Origin of the sequence: Candidatus Accumulibacter contiguus (genome assembly GCF_036625285.1) — a bacterium.
GTDB classification, from domain to species: domain Bacteria; phylum Pseudomonadota; class Gammaproteobacteria; order Burkholderiales; family Rhodocyclaceae; genus Accumulibacter; species Accumulibacter contiguus.
The window spans coordinates 1,735,278-1,749,688 of record NZ_JAZKUC010000001.1 but is presented as its reverse complement, the minus strand read 5'-3'; the positions used below and the strand labels follow the sequence as shown (position 1 = coordinate 1,749,688).

Genomic DNA, 14,411 nt, shown 5'->3' with positions numbered 1-14,411 from the left:
ACCCCGCGCTCCTCGGCAATACTCACATCCCGACGGTGATGATCGGCGAGCGTGGCGCCGACTTCCTGCTTCAAGGTCACAAGGAAAACACATGAGTAACGGTCCTGACCTCGATCTCTCCTTCAACTGGCTACCATTTACGCCCAACCGGGACTTCCGGCGTGAGCCGAAGATCCTGGCCCGCGCCAAGGGAATGTTTTACTACGACCCCCTCGGGCGCCCGATTATCGACGGATCTTCCGGCTTGTTTGCGGTGGCGGCTGGGCATGGCCGCGAGGAAATCACCCAGGCAGTCGGCAGACAACTCGACGAACTGGACTTCGCTCCCAGCTTCTATCGCGGCAACCCGCCTGCCTTCCTTGTAGCGGAGAAGCTGGCCGGCATCCTCCCCGCCGGACTGGACAGGGTGTTTCTGGTCAACTCGGGTTCGGAGGCCGTCGATACGGCGATCAAGATGGTCCTCCTGTACCACCGCGTATGTGGCGAAGCACAACGCACCCTGTTCGTCTCGCGCGAGCGTGCGTATCACGGCGTCAACTTCGGTGGCCTGGGCCTTTCCGGCATCGTAAACAACCGTCGGCACTTTGCCAGTCAGTTACCCAACGTGCCCTTGCTGCGGCACACCTGGCTTGCGGAGAACCGTTTCACCCGCGGACTTCCCCAACACGGGGGGGAACTCGCTGACGATCTGCTCCGGATCATTGCCACCCACGGCGCCGAAAACATTGCTGCCGTCTTTGTCGAACCGATCGCCGGCTCGACCGGTGTCCTGCTGCCACCGCAAGGCTATCTGGAACGCTTGCGCGAGATCACTTCGGCGCACGGCATCCTGCTGGTCTTCGATGAAGTGATCTGCGGCTTTGGCAGGACCGGCAAGGCTTTTGCAGCCCAGAGCTTCGGTGTGCGGCCCGACATCCTGACCGTTGCCAAGGCGATCACCAATGGCGCCATCCCGATGGGTGCGGTCGCCGTCGACCGAGGAATCCACGAGGCCATCATCGACTCTGTCCCAGCCGACCAGATCGAGTTCTTCCATGGCTACACTTCCGGTGGTCACCCGGTGGCTGCTGCGGCCGCCATCGCCACCCTGGAGATCTATCGACGCGAAGAATTGTTTGCGCGTGGCGAGGCATTGTCGAGCTATTTCATCGACCAGCTTTTCACCTTGCGCGAGTTGCCAGTGGTCACCGACATCCGCGCCTATGGGCTCATCGCCGGGATCGATCTTGCCCCGGACGGGAAGCCGGGAGTGCGTGGCTACCGCTTGCAGAAAGCCCTGTTTGATCGCGGACTACACGTGAAGACCACCGGCGACGCCGCGATCATTGCTCCGGCATTGGTCGCCGAACGTCAACATATCGACAAGATCGTCTCGATCCTGCGGCGAACACTGGCGGAAGAGAAGTAAAGCCGTCGTTCTGCTGAGCATATTCCGTAGGACGTGATTTAGATATCCGACTTTCTTCGTTCCGGACGGGAATGCCCCTTTGCTACATTGCCTCCTTCTCACTCACTCCACCGGAAGGTAATGCGACATGCACATCTATCGACGCTTCACGATCGCCGCCCTGGCACTGCTGGCGTTCTCGGGCACCACCATCGCTGCCGACGAAGTCACCATCGCCTATCAGACAGGCGTCGATCCCGCCAAGGTGGCCCAGGCTGACGGTCTTTATGAAAAGGCGACAGGCGCCAGGATCAACTGGCGCAAGTTCGATGCCGGCGCCGAAGTCCTCACGGCAATCGCCTCGGGTGACGTGCAGATCGGTTACGTTGGCTCAAGCCCCATCGCTGCTGCCGCGAGCAAAGGACTGCCGGTCGTCACCTTTCTCGTCGCTGCTCAGCTCGGCGGTTCCGAGGCGCTCGTCGTGCGCAATGGCAGCAAGATTGCAAAGCCCGAAAACCTGATCGGCAAGAAGATCGCGGTGCCCTTTGTGTCGACCGGACACTACAGTCTGCTGGCCGCACTGAAGCATTGGAATATCGACCCGTCCAAGGTTCAGATCATCAATCTACGGCCGCCGGAAATCACTGCCGCTTGGCAACGCGGTGACATTGATGCCACCTACGTATGGGACCCCGCGCTCGGCAAGGCCAAGGAAAGTGGCAAGGTTCTGGCGACTTCGGCGGATGTCGGCAAGTGGGGGGCGCCGACCTTTGACGGCTGGATCGTGCGCAACGATTTTGCCGAGAAGAATCCCGACTTCGTGACGAAGTTTGCGCGCGTGACACTGGATGCGTACGCGGCTTATCGAGCCAATCCCAAGGCCTGGCTCGGGAACGCCGACAATCTCGACAAGGTCGTTCGCATCACCGGTGCCAAGAAGGAAGACATTGCCGGCCTGCTCGAGGGCAACGTCTTTCCGTTGGCCAAGGAGCAGAGCGAGTTACTCGGCAAGCCGACCGTGAAGGCTCTGACCGATACCGCCGGCTTCCTCAAGGAGCAAGGCAAGGTGGATACCCTGCAGAGCGACTATGCGCCATTCGTTTCGAGCGCCTACATCAGCAAGGCCAGCACGCTTGCTGCCAGGTAGCCGCCCGAGCGACCGAGCGATCACTTTCCATGTCCAGACTCGTCATTGACCAGGTGACCGTTCACTATCCGGGCGCTGCTCGGGGCGTGGCGGCCCTGCAGGATGTTTCACTGGTCATCGACCCCGAACAACTGGTAGTCGCTCTCGGCCCCTCGGGTTGCGGCAAGACGACCTTGCTCAACCTGATTGCCGGCTTTCTGCAGCCGACGAGTGGGCGAATCCTGCTCGACGATCGGCTGGTTTCCGGGCCGTCCGCGGAACGTGGGGTGGTGTTTCAGGATGATGCGCTGTTGCCCTGGTTGAACGTTCTGGACAACGTGGCTTTCGGATTGCAGTTGCGCGGACTTCCGGGGGCGGAACGTGAGGCGACAGCGCGCAGGACGCTGCAACTCGTTGACCTCCAGGAGTTCGAACAGCATCCTATCTGGCAGCTCTCCGGCGGTATGCGACAGCGCGTCGGGCTCGCGCGCGGGCTGGCTGCGGACCCGCGCGTTCTGCTGCTGGACGAGCCCTTCGCGGCCCTCGATGCGTTCACTCGCGAACAGATGCAGGAACTACTTCTGCGTCTGTGGCGAAAGACTCGCAAACAAATCTTTCTCATTACCCACGATCTGGAAGAAGCTGTGTTTCTGGCGACCGACCTGATCCTGCTCTCGCCACGACCCGGTCGAGTGGCCGAACGGATGAAGCTGGACTTCGGCCACCGTCATGCCAATGGTGAATCCGCACGCAGCATCAAGTCGGATCCACGCTTCATCGAAACCCGTGAGCACGTTCTCTCACTGGTCTTTGCCCAACGCGAGGTCAGCACCACATGACACCCACCGAAATGAGCATCGGCGACAATTCGCGATCGACAGCGTTCGCAAGCGAGCAGGCGCCGGCACGCCCGGCCGGGAACTTCTTGCTCAGCGTCAACACCATCAGTACCCTAACCATCATCTTCTTACTTGTCGTGTGGTGGGCCACGACCACGGCCGGACTCATCGCACCCCTGTTCCTTCCCTCGCCTCAAGCTGTGCTCGGAAAGTTCTGGCTGGTAACCACAAAGGGGTTCATGGACTCGACACTCTGGCAACATCTGGCGGCAAGCCTGGGTCGGGTAGTCTGCGCGCTCATCGCAGCCGTCGTCCTGGCCATACCGACGGGGATCGCGATTGGCCTCTCACGAATCGCGCAGGGCGTGCTTGACCCCCTCATTGAGCTCTATCGTCCGGTGCCGCCGCTCGCCTACCTGCCGCTGATCGTCATCTGGTTCGGGATTGGCGAGTTGTCCAAGGTCTTGCTGATCTTCCTGGCGATCTATGCGCCAATCGCGATTGCCACAGCGGGTGGTGTTCGACAGGTCTCGCAAAACCGCCTGCGCGCTGCACAGTCCCTGGGAGCGACGCGTGTCCAGTTGCTGCGTTACGTGGTGTTGCCCAGCGCCGTCCCCGACATCCTGACTGGTATCCGCATCGGCCTGGGGACCGGCTGGTCGACACTCGTTGCCGCGGAACTGGTCGCAGCGACGAGCGGCCTGGGGTTCATGGTGCAGTCGGCTGCACAGTTCCTGGTGACCGACGTGGTCATCCTGGGAATTGCCGTGATCGCCATCATTGCCTTTGCGCTCGAACTCTCCCTGCGCGCCCTATCCCGTCGCCTGGCCCCGTGGCGGGAGCAGGGCATAAGCTGAAAGCGACCATGGCCGTTGGGAACGCTTGCCGAGTTCAGCATCCTGTACCACTTGGGTGAGTTCCTGGTCGATTTCGGCATGGGCCAGCGGGAAGTAGAAGGCCATGAACTCGGGGAAGCATCGCCACCCAGGACGTGCTGCACAAATACGGCAATGACTACATCTACCATCTGATGGGTGGCCGCATGTTCCCACTGACACTCGATGGGCTGGGGCGGGGAATGAGGTTGTTGAGCAAGTAATCACATGGGCTCAGGTGTGAATATTCTCACAGCAGGCCTGCGCTCCAGGCATATAATGATTCCACGAGACAAATGGCAAACGGGGTGAAAGCCCCGGACGCAAAGCTGCAGACCCTAACCTGGAATCCAGGTGGGTGGCTGGGTTACCTCGCTCCAGGCACGTTCGTGCGGGCACTTGGTTTCCTTTCCACGGCTGAAACATGACTCTCGTATGAGAGTGCGGCAACGGTGTTGTTGAACAATGGATGCCAAGAAAATGTTGGCGCAACAACCGCTGCTGATGTCATGCATTGTATGCGTTGAGAGTCAGAGGAAACCATGAGAACCTTTATTGCGACGATTGAAACTCCCGCCGGAACCGAGACCATGAAACTGGCGGCCGCCAGTATCCAGGATGCCTATGGACAGGTGGCGGAACGGAGTCTGTCGGCTGCGAACTCGTCGTATCACTACTCGATCAGGGAGACGTCTCCCATCGCTTCGCCCCAGTTTTTCAACGGGTTCACCAACGCCAGCATCTCGCTCGTGGCTTGCCTGATCCTTTTCATGGTCCTCGATCATCTGCTGCGCAAGTGGCTCAAGAGCTGATTGCCAATCAGGAGAACATGCGGACGACAAAACGGATGTTCTCTGATTGAATTGATTTGCTGAGTAGATTTGAGAGGACTGAAGGGGTCGCGGCACTGCTTTGCGGGGTCGCTGCGGGTGCCGCCGCTTCCCTTTCTTCAGCTGAGGTAGTAGGGTCAGGGTCGAAGTGTTCCCGGCAGCCTGCTTCTGCGCTGCGGTAGAATAGTATCGATGAACGACGACTATTTCATGCGTGAGGCGATTTCCCTGGCGCGGGCTGCCGAGTGCCTCGGCGAGGTGCCGGTTGGTGCGCTGGTGGTTCGCGATGGGGTCATCGTCGGTCGGGGCTTCAATTCGCCGATCGGCGAACATGATCCGACGGCGCACGCCGAAATTGCCGCCCTACGCGATGCCGCGCGCAATCTGCGCAACTACCGTCTGCCTGGCTGCGAACTGTTCGTGACTCTCGAACCTTGCGCGATGTGTGGCGGTGCGGTGCTGCAGGCGCGCATTGCCCGTTTGATCTACGGCGCGCGGGATCCAAAAACCGGCGTGCATGGCAGCGTCGTCGACCTCTTTGCGGTGCCGCGCCTCAACCATCACACGCTAGTCGTCGGCGGCATCCTGGCCGATGAGTGCGGACAGTTGCTATCGGGGTTTTTTGCGGCGCGGCGCAGCCGCGAGTGAGCATGCACATCGAGATCTCCATCAAACAACAGACGCTGACCCTCTCGGACGACTCCGGGCAGGTGCTGCGCAGCTATCCTGTGTCCACGGCAACGAATGGCCCTGGCGAAGTCTCGGGCAGCTTCTGCACGCCGCGCGGCAGGCACCTGATCCGCGCCAAGATTGGTGCCGGCGAAGCGGTCAACACGGTTTTTGCCGCCCGCAGGCCGACTGGCGAGATCTATGGCAAGGAACTCGCCGAACGATTCCCGCAGCGCGACTGGATTCTCACGCGCATCCTCTGGTTATCTGGCTGCGAACCCGGTCGCAACCGCCTGGGCCGGGTCGATACCATGCGCCGTTATGTCTACATCCACGGCAGCCCGGACACGACGCCGATGGGTCGCCCCGGATCGATCGGCTGCATTCGCATGCACAACGCCGATATTGTTGAATTGTTCGAGTGGGTGCCGCCGTACACGCCGGTCGATATCCGCGAGGACTGAGCATTGCACCGACCGTTATGAAACCTGTCGTGCGGCAAGTCAGGTGTCTGTCTGGTCCTGGGCCGGACGGGTATCCGAATATTTCCGGTTCGATCCGTAGCTGCTCGCGACCGGATATTTGATCGCATTCTTGACGAGTTTTGCACGGGCGGCCTGTTCAAGGTCGATGCCGGCATTTTCGGCAATCAACAGCAGGTAAATCAGGACGTCGGCACATTCGTCGCGCAGGGCTTCCTGCGCGCTGGCGCTGCCTGCCATCGCTGCCATCTCGGCGTCGTTCTTCCACTGCGTCAGTTCGAGCAACTCGCTGGCTTCGAGGTTCAGCGAGACGATCAGGTTGCGCAGGCTGTGAAACTGCGCCCAGTTGCGTTGGTCGCGAAATTCGAGCACTGCCGCGGTCAGTGTCGAAAGGCTCATGGCTTCAGGTGAAGAAGCGTGGTCTTGCTTATTCCGGCAGGCGCAGGTGATTTGCCTGCGCGCGTGCGCGCAGCGCCCGGTAATCTGGGAAACGCTTTCTCGCCTGCAAACAGGTCCTCCGTAGGGTGGCGCATGCGGGTCACTTGCGGGTTTCGCGAAGCTGCCATTCTACCGCGACAGGGGGCGCGAAACTGCCTGCTATTCTTGATGACCTTCAGAACACCTGATCTCATTGCCATGACATTAGGGCGGTAGCCTTAAAAAACACATTACAGTCCAACGGCTTGACTCTTGTTTTCGGTACTATGGAGCGTTTTTGGAGAAGGAGTGTGTCGGATATTGTAAAGATACGGCAATTGGCAGATAGTTGGTGACTGACGGGGCACCGGCTCCGCTTGACCTGGAGAGAGCGATGCCGCAAATGCTGTTGCCGATGTTTCCTGCGGGGGCGATCCACATCAACAATCTGCTGGCTTTTGTGAGGCAGGACGAGCGGATCACCTATTTCAACGGGATGATGCCGGTATTCAGCCATGACGAGCAGGACATCCCCACCTTCCGAATGATTACGGCACAATTTATCGCTGGCGGTAATGCCCGGGGTGTGGACGTTGCCCGTGCCTTTGGCGTACCCGTACTCAGTGTCAAGCGTGCGGTGAAGCGTTACCACGAGCAAGGGGTCAAGGGGTTTTATGCCCCACGGGGAACTCGTGGTCCAGCGGTGCTGACCGCCGTCGTCATGAAGCAGGCACAAGACTTTCTGGACGAGGGTCTGACGACTGCGCAGGTGGCTGCCCGCTTGAAGATCAAAGCGGACACGCTATCGAAAGCGGTGCGTGCCGGGCGACTGCACGCACCGTCGTCAAAGCCCAAGCCAGCGGTCGTCTTGACTAACAAGAGTGAGCGCAGCCTGCTCGACAGTGAGGCCCCGATGGGGATGGGCGCGTCGAACATCGATGCCCGGGTAGCTGCCAGTATGGGCGGACTGACTGCGGTGCTGCCGCAGTTTCAAGCGGTGGTCGATGTGCCCTGTGGGGGTGTGCTGTTTGCGCTGTTAGTGGCTGGAAGGAAGCGCGCATAAATGGCGCAGAAGAATGGCAGAGAATGCTGGACTGATTGAGTGGACAAAGGAGGGGCCGGTAAGGGCCCCTTGAGGATTGGAAGGTTGGCAGCGGTTAGAACGGCGGCTCTTCGGTCCAGGGGTCGTAGGGATTGGCGTCGCTGTCCCTGGATTGCTCGTCACGAAGCAGTTCAAAGAGGGCGGTCTGGTAGTGAGCGCAGATCCGGTCCCGCAAGTCGTCGAGCAGTTCGACGACGGCGAAAGCCTGGGCCGGTGTCCATTCGGCGGATATCAGGCAGTCGAGGCCGTGGTTCAATCCGGAGGGTTGGGGGTAGGGTTTCATGGGGTGCTCCCGGCGGTTGCCTTGCGTTTTCGGGAGCGCTGCTCGGCGTGCTCGCGGGCCTCTTTGTGGCGATAGGATTCGCCCTTGAGGGCGATGATCTCGGCGTGATGGACGAGACGATCGATGAGCGCGACGACGCAGGCGGCGTTGGGGAAGACCTCCGCCCAGTCCGAGAACGAGCGGTTGGTAGTGATCAAGGTGCTGCGGGTTTCGTGGCGGCGGTTGATCAGTTCGAAGAGCCGATCGGCATGGCGGTTCGAATAGGACAGGTAGCCAACCTCGTCGACGACCAAGAGAGACGGTGCGGCGTAGTGGCGCAATCGACGGCGCAGAGCCGAATCGCTATCGAGGGCGGCGAGATCATTGAGAAGTTGGCCTGCGGTCGTGAACAGCACGGTGTGGCCGTGCAGGACGGCCTGATAGGCGATGTTCTGGGCAATGGTCGACTTCCCCAGCCCGCTACTGCCGACCAGGATGACGTTGGTGGCGCTGTGCAGGAAATCGAGCCCCATCAATTCGCTGATCGCCGTTCGGTCACACTGCGTGGGCCAGTTCCAATCGAAATCGGCCAGCGGCTTGAATCGGCCGATATGGGCACAGCCGAGGCGGCGTTCGAGCGGACCTTCCCGGAGCCCTTGAGGTAAGTCGTTGATTCATGGCAAGAAACCAGAAAATCGGCAAAAATGTAGGCATGTAAATATAATAATAGCTATTTACAAACAATGTGCTATTGGCTATTATTGTCGGCATGTACATCGCCCGCGTCCCCAACCGAAAGTCCAGGCCGGCCATCCTGCTTCGCGAGTCCTATCGCGAGGGAGGCAAAGTCTGCACACGAACCATCGCCAATCTGACGAACTGGGCACCGGAACGAATCGTCGCCATGGAACGTCTGGTGAAGGGCGAATTCGACGACTGGTCGGGAGAGATGACCAGCGGCGAGATTTTTGGGGTGCTGTTTGCCCTCAAGCAGTTGGCCGACCAAGTGGGCCTCACGCGGGTGCTGGGCAGCGCTGCGGAAAGCAAGCTCAACCTGTTCCTGATTCTCGCGCGTATCGCGCATGGTGGCTCGCGGTTGTCGGCGGTACGCTGGGCGAAACAGCACACGGTGGCCGATGTGTTGGGGGTGGAGGACTTTGATGAGGACGACCTCTATGCCGCGCTGGACTGGCTGGCGAGCCAGCAGGAGCGCATCGAGCGAGAACTGTACCAGGCCTACGTCAAGGAGCAGGGCCAAACACCGGTTCTGGTGCTGTACGACGTGACCTCAAGCTATTTCGAAGGGGAATGCAACGAGCTGGGGCAATACGGCTACCACCGCGACGGCAAGCGCGGCAAGCCGCAAATCGTCATCGGTTTGCTGACCGCCGAGGACGGCGAGCCCCTCGCTGTGCGCGTCTTCGAAGGCAACACCGCGGACCCGACGACGGTGGCCAGCCAGATCACGATCCTGAAGGAGCAGTTCGGGATTGCCGAGGTGGTGATGGTGGGCGATCGGGGAATGATCAAGGCCAAGGGGAAGGCCGCGCTGTCGGCGGAGGGCTTCCGTTATATCACGGCGTTGACGGACGCCCAGATACGCACCTTCCTCAAGGAGGGCGTGCTGCAGACGGATCTGTTCGATGCGCATCTGTGCGAGGTGGAGCACGACGACAAGCGCCTGATCGTGCGCCGCAACGAGACCGTGCGGGTGCGCGAGGGGCGGCGGCGAGAGGACAAGTGGGCGCAGTTGCAAGCGAAGGTCGCCGAACGTAACGCCTTCGTCCAGAACTCCAGGCGCGCCAGCGCGGCGGCAGGCCTGGCCGCCTTGCAGCGCTGGGCCAAGAGCCACAAGCTCAGCGCGTTTGTCACCCTGACGCTGAAAGAACGCGTCATTGTCTGTACCCTCGACGAGGAGGCCAAAGCACAAGACGCCCTGCTCGACGGCTGCTATCTGCTGGAAACCGATGTGCCGCTAACCTTGATGGACGCGAAGACGGTCGATGCGCGTTATCGCGATCTGCAAAAAGTCGAGCGCAACTTCCGTACCGTGAAAACCACCTTCCTGGAAATTCGCCCGATCTTCCTGCGCAAGGCCGAGCGTACCAAGGCGCATGTCTTCGTGGCGATGCTCGCGTTGAAGATCACGCGGCGATTTGAAGCCGATCTGCACCGGACCTTCGGCAGCACCGAAGACGACCCCGCCGCCATCACTCCGGACGACGCCCTGGTGGCCCTCGGACGATTGACCTATCTCTACACCACCGACCGCAACGGTCAGCGTCACACGCATCTGCCACGCCCGGACGATCAACAGGCCAAAATCCTCAGCGCCATCGGTCTGTCCTTCCCGCTCAAGGCCAAAGCCGACAAGCTCGCCGCGTAGGCAGGCGCCGCTTTTGCGGCATCGGCTATTTTTTTAACAAAAACCGATAGTTACAGCATAACTGCGCTTGCTGGCTGGGGGAAGATCCGTCGAGGCTGCGCCGTGCCCGTTCGGCTTCCTCCCAGGCCAGTAGCGGCTCAACCCAGGTGCTGTCGGCCAATTCTGGCCAATGGGCGAGCAGGCCATGCAGGTGCAAGGTCTCTGCGCGCCGGCGCAGGCTCTCAAGCGGGGTCATCGTCGGCCTCCGTGAGTTGGTCATCACTTGCCAGGCGGTGTGGCTGGACCGGCGTGTCGCGGCGCTGGACCTGCTCGGACAAGGTGATTTCGACCGGCGGCGGCTGATCTTGGGCTTCGCGCCGACGTTCCAGAGCCAGGCGCACCGCGTTCACGTGCGGCACCTCGCGCGCCAGTGCGTCGAGGACGCCGACGCGCAATTCGGCCGCACCATCACGATCCAGCAGGCGCAACAGAGCCCTGGTGATCGCGCCGAGATGGCCGCCACGCTCGGCAGCCCGCACGAGGAGGTCCCGGCTCTCCGGCACCGCCTGGGTCAGGCGGTCAGTACCGCGGTGCTGACTGGCCTGGTGCTTGTGTGCGGCGAGCGTCTCGAGATGGGCGGGATTCTCGATGCACTGCCCCCGATCATAGCTGCGCGCATGCGTCGCCAGGAGCGTCTGGCCCTGGAGGATGCGCACCTGCCGGGGATCCGCGACGACGCTCAGCGTGCGTTGCACGTGGGTATGGGGAACCGAGTAATCGTTGAGGTCGAAACGCGCATAGGGCGTCTTGGCGACCTTTACCGCCACCTGCTCGTCGGTTGGATAGGGATTGTCCGGCCGGGCCATGAGATGCGCCGATTCCAGCGCAAAGGCTTCGCGTACGGTCAGGGTCACGTCTTCCGGGCAGCGCCGGTCGGCGGCTTCGCCGGCGCACCAGGCATCGGCCTGAGCATTGAGATCGGCCAGATCGGCAAAGCTGCGGCCGGCAAAGAAGGCCTCTCGGATATGACCTGGGCCTGTTCGCCGGGCAGCGTGCGCAGCCGCAGGTAGGCTTCCGCCTTCGGTCGCGGACGGTGCAAGGCGACCAGATGACGAAAGTGATCGGGACGCCCGGGTAGCCGCGTTCCTTGACCATGACGTACAGCCGGCTGGCAGTCAGGGTCGGAAACTGCGCCAGGGTCTCGCGGATGAAGGGCAGGTAGGGGTCGATGCGGGAAGGCGCGGCGCGATACCGGTGCGTGGCAGACCCGCCTGCGTCAGGACACGCCGGACGGTGCCATGATGGACACCCAGTTGGGTGGCGATGGTGCCGATGCGCCAGCGCTCGGCATGGTAGTAGCGCAGAATCTGCGCTTCCGTTTCAGGGGAAATGGTCAACTCGGGTTCCTCTTCGATCAGGTGAGATGGCGGATGGAACCCGGCAGCTACCCAGGAAGCCCTGCCTGAGCAAGCCCGAACAGCGCATCCCGCAGAAATGGCAGCGCGCCGTCCGGGAAGGGCGGTCGAACCGACTGCCGCCGGTTCCCGGCCCACCGCCGAGTTCGCCGCAGTAGATCACTCTTGTGCCGGTGGCATAGAACCCTGATGCGTCACATTCTGCTGGCGCAGCCGGTAACGGCGGCTTCTTTCGGCATGCTTGAGGCGGCCTCTTCGGCTCTTCTGGTAGCGGCGGCCGGCTTCCTGGACGGAAGCGCGGCGTGCGGCCTGCGCGCAGCCAGCGGCGCAATAGATCTGGCCCCGGTCGCAGCGGCTGCAGACGACGACCTGGGTTCGGCAGCGATGGCACAGGAAGAGTCGGCCGGTGGCTTCCATTGGCGGTTCCCGTCACGCCAATGAGCTATCGACAGGAAGAGGCCGCTCGTGAAATACTCTCCCTGCACCCGTGCCCAGCACGGTGTGGGGCACGACATCGGTGTGAACTTTGCGGGTTTGGCCGGTGTCGTGCTCGTTCTTCTTGGCGGGCCCTTTTTACCGCATCGCGAACCGGCTTGTCATCCCCGCCTGGCCCCTTGGCCGATCCGCGGCAAACTTCCCCGATGGTCGGCGCGCGGCAGGGGGGCGTGTCTTCAGTCGCCCTTCGGGCTCCTTCCGACACGCCCCCCTGCCGCATCATCGGTGGCCCAGCCGCCCCGAAACCCCGATCGTCTCGGCCACGGACCATCCCTCGCCGGCAGCCTCCTCTACGCCTCGCAGCCAACTATCGGCACTTCTTGACCGCCATTGACAATGGATGGCCAACCTTTCTTCAGGGTCAACCAGGCGATTGATCCGGGTCTGATCAAAGTCATCGAAGGCGAGATCGTGCCCCGCCTGGAGCACGATGTCCCGGCCCAGCACAGCGCCGAGTCCCTGGCAGCGCAGCCGCTGCTGCATCGCTTCACCCTGGTGTTTGATCGTGAGGGCTACAGCCCGAAGTTCGTCAAGCGCATGAAAGCGCGCCGCATCGCCTGTCTTTGTTATCACAAATACCCGGGCGAGGACTGGTCGGCAGAGGAGTTCATAGAACAAACCGTGAAGCTGCAAAGCGGTGAACGGGTGCAGATGAAACTCGCCGAACGGGGCACCTATCTCTCTGGCGTGGTGTGGCTGCGTGAGATTCGCAAGCTGACCGACAGCGGTCACCAGACCGCCCTGCTCAGCACCGATTACGTCTCGGATTTGAAACCCACCGCCGCGGCCATGTTCGCCCGCTGGTCTCAGGAAAATTTCTTCAGGTACGCCCGCGAACGCTTTGCCCTGGACCAGCTTGCGGACTATCGTACCGAAGATATTCCTGATCCCGTCAAGGCCGTAAACCCTGCCCGCCGGGAACTCGACAGGCAAATTTACTCAGTCACCACCAAACTCAAGCGAGTGCTGGCCAAGTTCGGAGCCTTCAACCTCGAAGAGACGAGCAAACCCAAGGAAATTGACCTTGTTCTAGCCCGAAAAGCAGCCGCCCAGGCGGAGATCGACCTTCTGCAAAATGAGCTGAAGACCTTGAAGAAGCGTGTCCTTTCGGCAATGCTGCGTGAAATTCCAGCGCTGGCCTGGTACCTTGGTAGGCCCGTAACGACCGTTCGAAAGGCCTACCAATGTCAACGTCTTTACCTGCAACCGCCCCGCCACTGGCCGAAACCGCCGCGGCGCTTGCCCAGTGGCGGAGCACCCGCCGCCGCAGTTCTCGCATTCCGGAGGAGCTGTGGTCGCAAGCGACCGAACTCGCCGAGCGGTACGGCATCGCCAAGGTTGCCGTCGCCCTGAAGCTCGACTACAAGAGCCTGAAGCACCGCCTGACCGCCAGGAACGCCGCCGAAGACGCGCGCAGCGCGCCCGTGTCATCGAGCTTCGTCGAACTCGATCTCGGCCTGCCGCTGGCGCCACCTGTGTGCGTCCTGGTTCTCACCGACCGAGCGGGCCGCGCGCTGCGCATCGAACTGCCACAAGCGGCCAGCAGCCACATGGCCGAGGTCGCGTGTAGCCTCTGGCAGGTCCAGCCATGCTCGCGCTGAACGCGCGCCTGCGTGTCTGGGTAGCTGCCGAGCCCGCGGATTTTCGTTGCGGCATCGACGGTCTCGCCCGACGTGTGCGGCAGAAACTGGCCCAAGACCCGTTCAGCGGCGGCGTGTTCGTTTTCTGCAATCGCCGGCGCACGGCGGTCAAACTCCTGGTCTATGACGGGCAAGGCTTCTGGCTCTGTCAAAAGCGGCTGTCGCAGGGGCACTACCGCTTCTGGCCGCAGGAGTCACCAGGGAAGCTCCTCGCCCCGCACGCGCTGGCGGTCCTGCTCTCGGGAGGCGACTACGCCGCGGCCGGCGGAATCCCGGAATGGCGAGCGGTCGTCTGACCTGCGAGAGCGCAGCCCGCAAGCAGAACTTCCGAAAGCCGGTCGTCACCCACCGCAACGGGGATACCGAAAACGACCTTTCGCGAAAGGACTAGACATCGTCGCTGGTCTTTGGCAGAATACCTTGGGTAGAAAGGGTCACTGCTGGAGGACTGAGAATGCAGCTGGTGAGTTCGCAAAGCTGGGGGTACGGCAGACGGGAGTTCCGCGC

General features: G+C 61.6%; 16 protein-coding genes, 2 pseudogenes and 1 riboswitch. Of the genes and pseudogenes, 13 read left to right on the top strand and 5 right to left on the bottom strand.

Features of this window, described 5'->3' with window-relative positions; translation table 11 throughout:
- Nucleotides 1–91 precede the first annotated feature (91 nt).
- The 7 genes from V5B59_RS08545 (at nt 92) to V5B59_RS08515 (ending at nt 6,190) form a co-directional block, all read left to right on the top strand.
- Nucleotides 92–1,408 carry an aminotransferase class III-fold pyridoxal phosphate-dependent enzyme gene (locus V5B59_RS08545; protein WP_332351802.1) on the top strand — a complete coding sequence of 439 codons (1,317 nt, stop codon included), beginning with the start codon at nt 92–94 and terminating at the stop codon, nt 1,406–1,408.
- 127 nt (nt 1,409–1,535) lie between these two features.
- The gene (gene tauA, locus V5B59_RS08540) at nt 1,536–2,534 is read left to right on the top strand and encodes a taurine ABC transporter substrate-binding protein (protein ID WP_169071045.1); all 999 of its coding nucleotides are present in this window, start codon (nt 1,536–1,538) and stop codon (nt 2,532–2,534) included.
- Nucleotides 2,535–2,563: 29 nt separating this feature from the next.
- Nucleotides 2,564–3,352, top strand: coding sequence for a taurine ABC transporter ATP-binding subunit (gene tauB / locus V5B59_RS08535; RefSeq protein WP_169071044.1), 789 nt, complete (start codon nt 2,564–2,566; stop codon nt 3,350–3,352).
- A gap of 11 nt (nt 3,353–3,363) precedes the next feature.
- A complete protein-coding gene (tauC, locus tag V5B59_RS08530; protein WP_169071060.1) occupies nt 3,364–4,209 on the top strand; it encodes a taurine ABC transporter permease TauC in 846 nt (281 codons plus the stop codon).
- Between the two features lie 306 nt (nt 4,210–4,515).
- A riboswitch (cyclic di-GMP riboswitch) is annotated at nt 4,516–4,602 on the top strand.
- A 167-nt stretch (nt 4,603–4,769) separates the two neighbouring features.
- Nucleotides 4,770–5,039 (top strand): hypothetical protein, encoded by a 270-nt coding sequence (locus V5B59_RS08525; protein ID WP_169071043.1) that lies wholly within the window; start codon nt 4,770–4,772, stop codon nt 5,037–5,039.
- Nucleotides 5,040–5,249: 210 nt separating this feature from the next.
- The gene (gene tadA / locus V5B59_RS08520; RefSeq protein ID WP_169071042.1) at nt 5,250–5,705 is read left to right on the top strand and encodes a tRNA adenosine(34) deaminase TadA; all 456 of its coding nucleotides are present in this window, start codon (nt 5,250–5,252) and stop codon (nt 5,703–5,705) included.
- A 2-nt stretch (nt 5,706–5,707) separates the two neighbouring features.
- Nucleotides 5,708–6,190: a L,D-transpeptidase gene (locus tag V5B59_RS08515; RefSeq protein WP_169071041.1), complete on the top strand. Its 483-nt coding sequence runs from the start codon at nt 5,708–5,710 to the stop codon at nt 6,188–6,190.
- Between the two features lie 39 nt (nt 6,191–6,229).
- Here the strand turns inward: V5B59_RS08515 and V5B59_RS08510 are convergent, their stop codons facing one another.
- Nucleotides 6,230–6,607, bottom strand: coding sequence for a nucleotide pyrophosphohydrolase (locus tag V5B59_RS08510; protein WP_169071040.1), 378 nt, complete (start codon nt 6,605–6,607; stop codon nt 6,230–6,232).
- Between the two features lie 412 nt (nt 6,608–7,019).
- Between V5B59_RS08510 and V5B59_RS08505 the strand changes: the two genes are divergently transcribed.
- Nucleotides 7,020–7,688 (top strand): hypothetical protein, encoded by a 669-nt coding sequence (locus V5B59_RS08505; RefSeq protein ID WP_169071039.1) that lies wholly within the window; start codon nt 7,020–7,022, stop codon nt 7,686–7,688.
- A 94-nt stretch (nt 7,689–7,782) separates the two neighbouring features.
- Here the strand turns inward: V5B59_RS08505 and V5B59_RS08500 are convergent, their stop codons facing one another.
- Both V5B59_RS08500 and V5B59_RS08495 read right to left on the bottom strand, forming a co-directional pair.
- Nucleotides 7,783–8,010: a hypothetical protein gene (locus V5B59_RS08500; protein WP_332351674.1), complete on the bottom strand. Its 228-nt coding sequence runs from the start codon at nt 8,008–8,010 to the stop codon at nt 7,783–7,785.
- Nucleotides 8,007–8,627, bottom strand: a pseudogene (locus tag V5B59_RS08495) (ATP-binding protein); the annotation flags it as partial. The gene V5B59_RS08500 and the pseudogene V5B59_RS08495, both read right to left, overlap by 4 nt.
- A gap of 131 nt (nt 8,628–8,758) precedes the next feature.
- Between V5B59_RS08495 and V5B59_RS08490 the strand changes: the two are divergent.
- Nucleotides 8,759–10,375, top strand: coding sequence for an IS1634 family transposase (locus tag V5B59_RS08490; protein ID WP_332351801.1), 1,617 nt, complete (start codon nt 8,759–8,761; stop codon nt 10,373–10,375).
- A 25-nt stretch (nt 10,376–10,400) separates the two neighbouring features.
- On the opposite strand, the gene V5B59_RS08485 is transcribed toward V5B59_RS08490, so the two are convergent.
- Nucleotides 10,401–10,610, bottom strand: coding sequence for a hypothetical protein (locus V5B59_RS08485; protein ID WP_332351800.1), 210 nt, complete (start codon nt 10,608–10,610; stop codon nt 10,401–10,403).
- A pseudogene (locus V5B59_RS08480) lies at nt 10,597–11,751 on the bottom strand (Mu transposase domain-containing protein). The gene V5B59_RS08485 and the pseudogene V5B59_RS08480 overlap by 14 nt, the downstream one beginning before the upstream one ends.
- Before the next feature lie 207 nt (nt 11,752–11,958).
- On the opposite strand from V5B59_RS08480, the gene V5B59_RS08475 reads away from it, so the two are divergent.
- The 4 genes from V5B59_RS08475 (at nt 11,959) to tnpB (ending at nt 14,200) form a co-directional block, all read left to right on the top strand.
- The gene (locus V5B59_RS08475; RefSeq protein ID WP_332351799.1) at nt 11,959–12,210 is read left to right on the top strand and encodes a hypothetical protein; all 252 of its coding nucleotides are present in this window, start codon (nt 11,959–11,961) and stop codon (nt 12,208–12,210) included.
- Nucleotides 12,211–12,600: 390 nt separating this feature from the next.
- On the top strand, nt 12,601–13,617 hold the full coding sequence (locus V5B59_RS08470) for a putative transposase (protein WP_332352183.1): 1,017 nt from the start codon (nt 12,601–12,603) through the stop codon (nt 13,615–13,617).
- A 71-nt stretch (nt 13,618–13,688) separates the two neighbouring features.
- Nucleotides 13,689–13,865: a hypothetical protein gene (locus tag V5B59_RS08465; protein ID WP_332351798.1), complete on the top strand. Its 177-nt coding sequence runs from the start codon at nt 13,689–13,691 to the stop codon at nt 13,863–13,865.
- Nucleotides 13,853–14,200, top strand: coding sequence for an IS66 family insertion sequence element accessory protein TnpB (tnpB, locus tag V5B59_RS08460; RefSeq protein ID WP_332351654.1), 348 nt, complete (start codon nt 13,853–13,855; stop codon nt 14,198–14,200). Before V5B59_RS08465 ends, tnpB begins: the two co-directional genes overlap by 13 nt.
- The last annotated feature ends 211 nt before the right edge of the window (nt 14,201–14,411 follow it).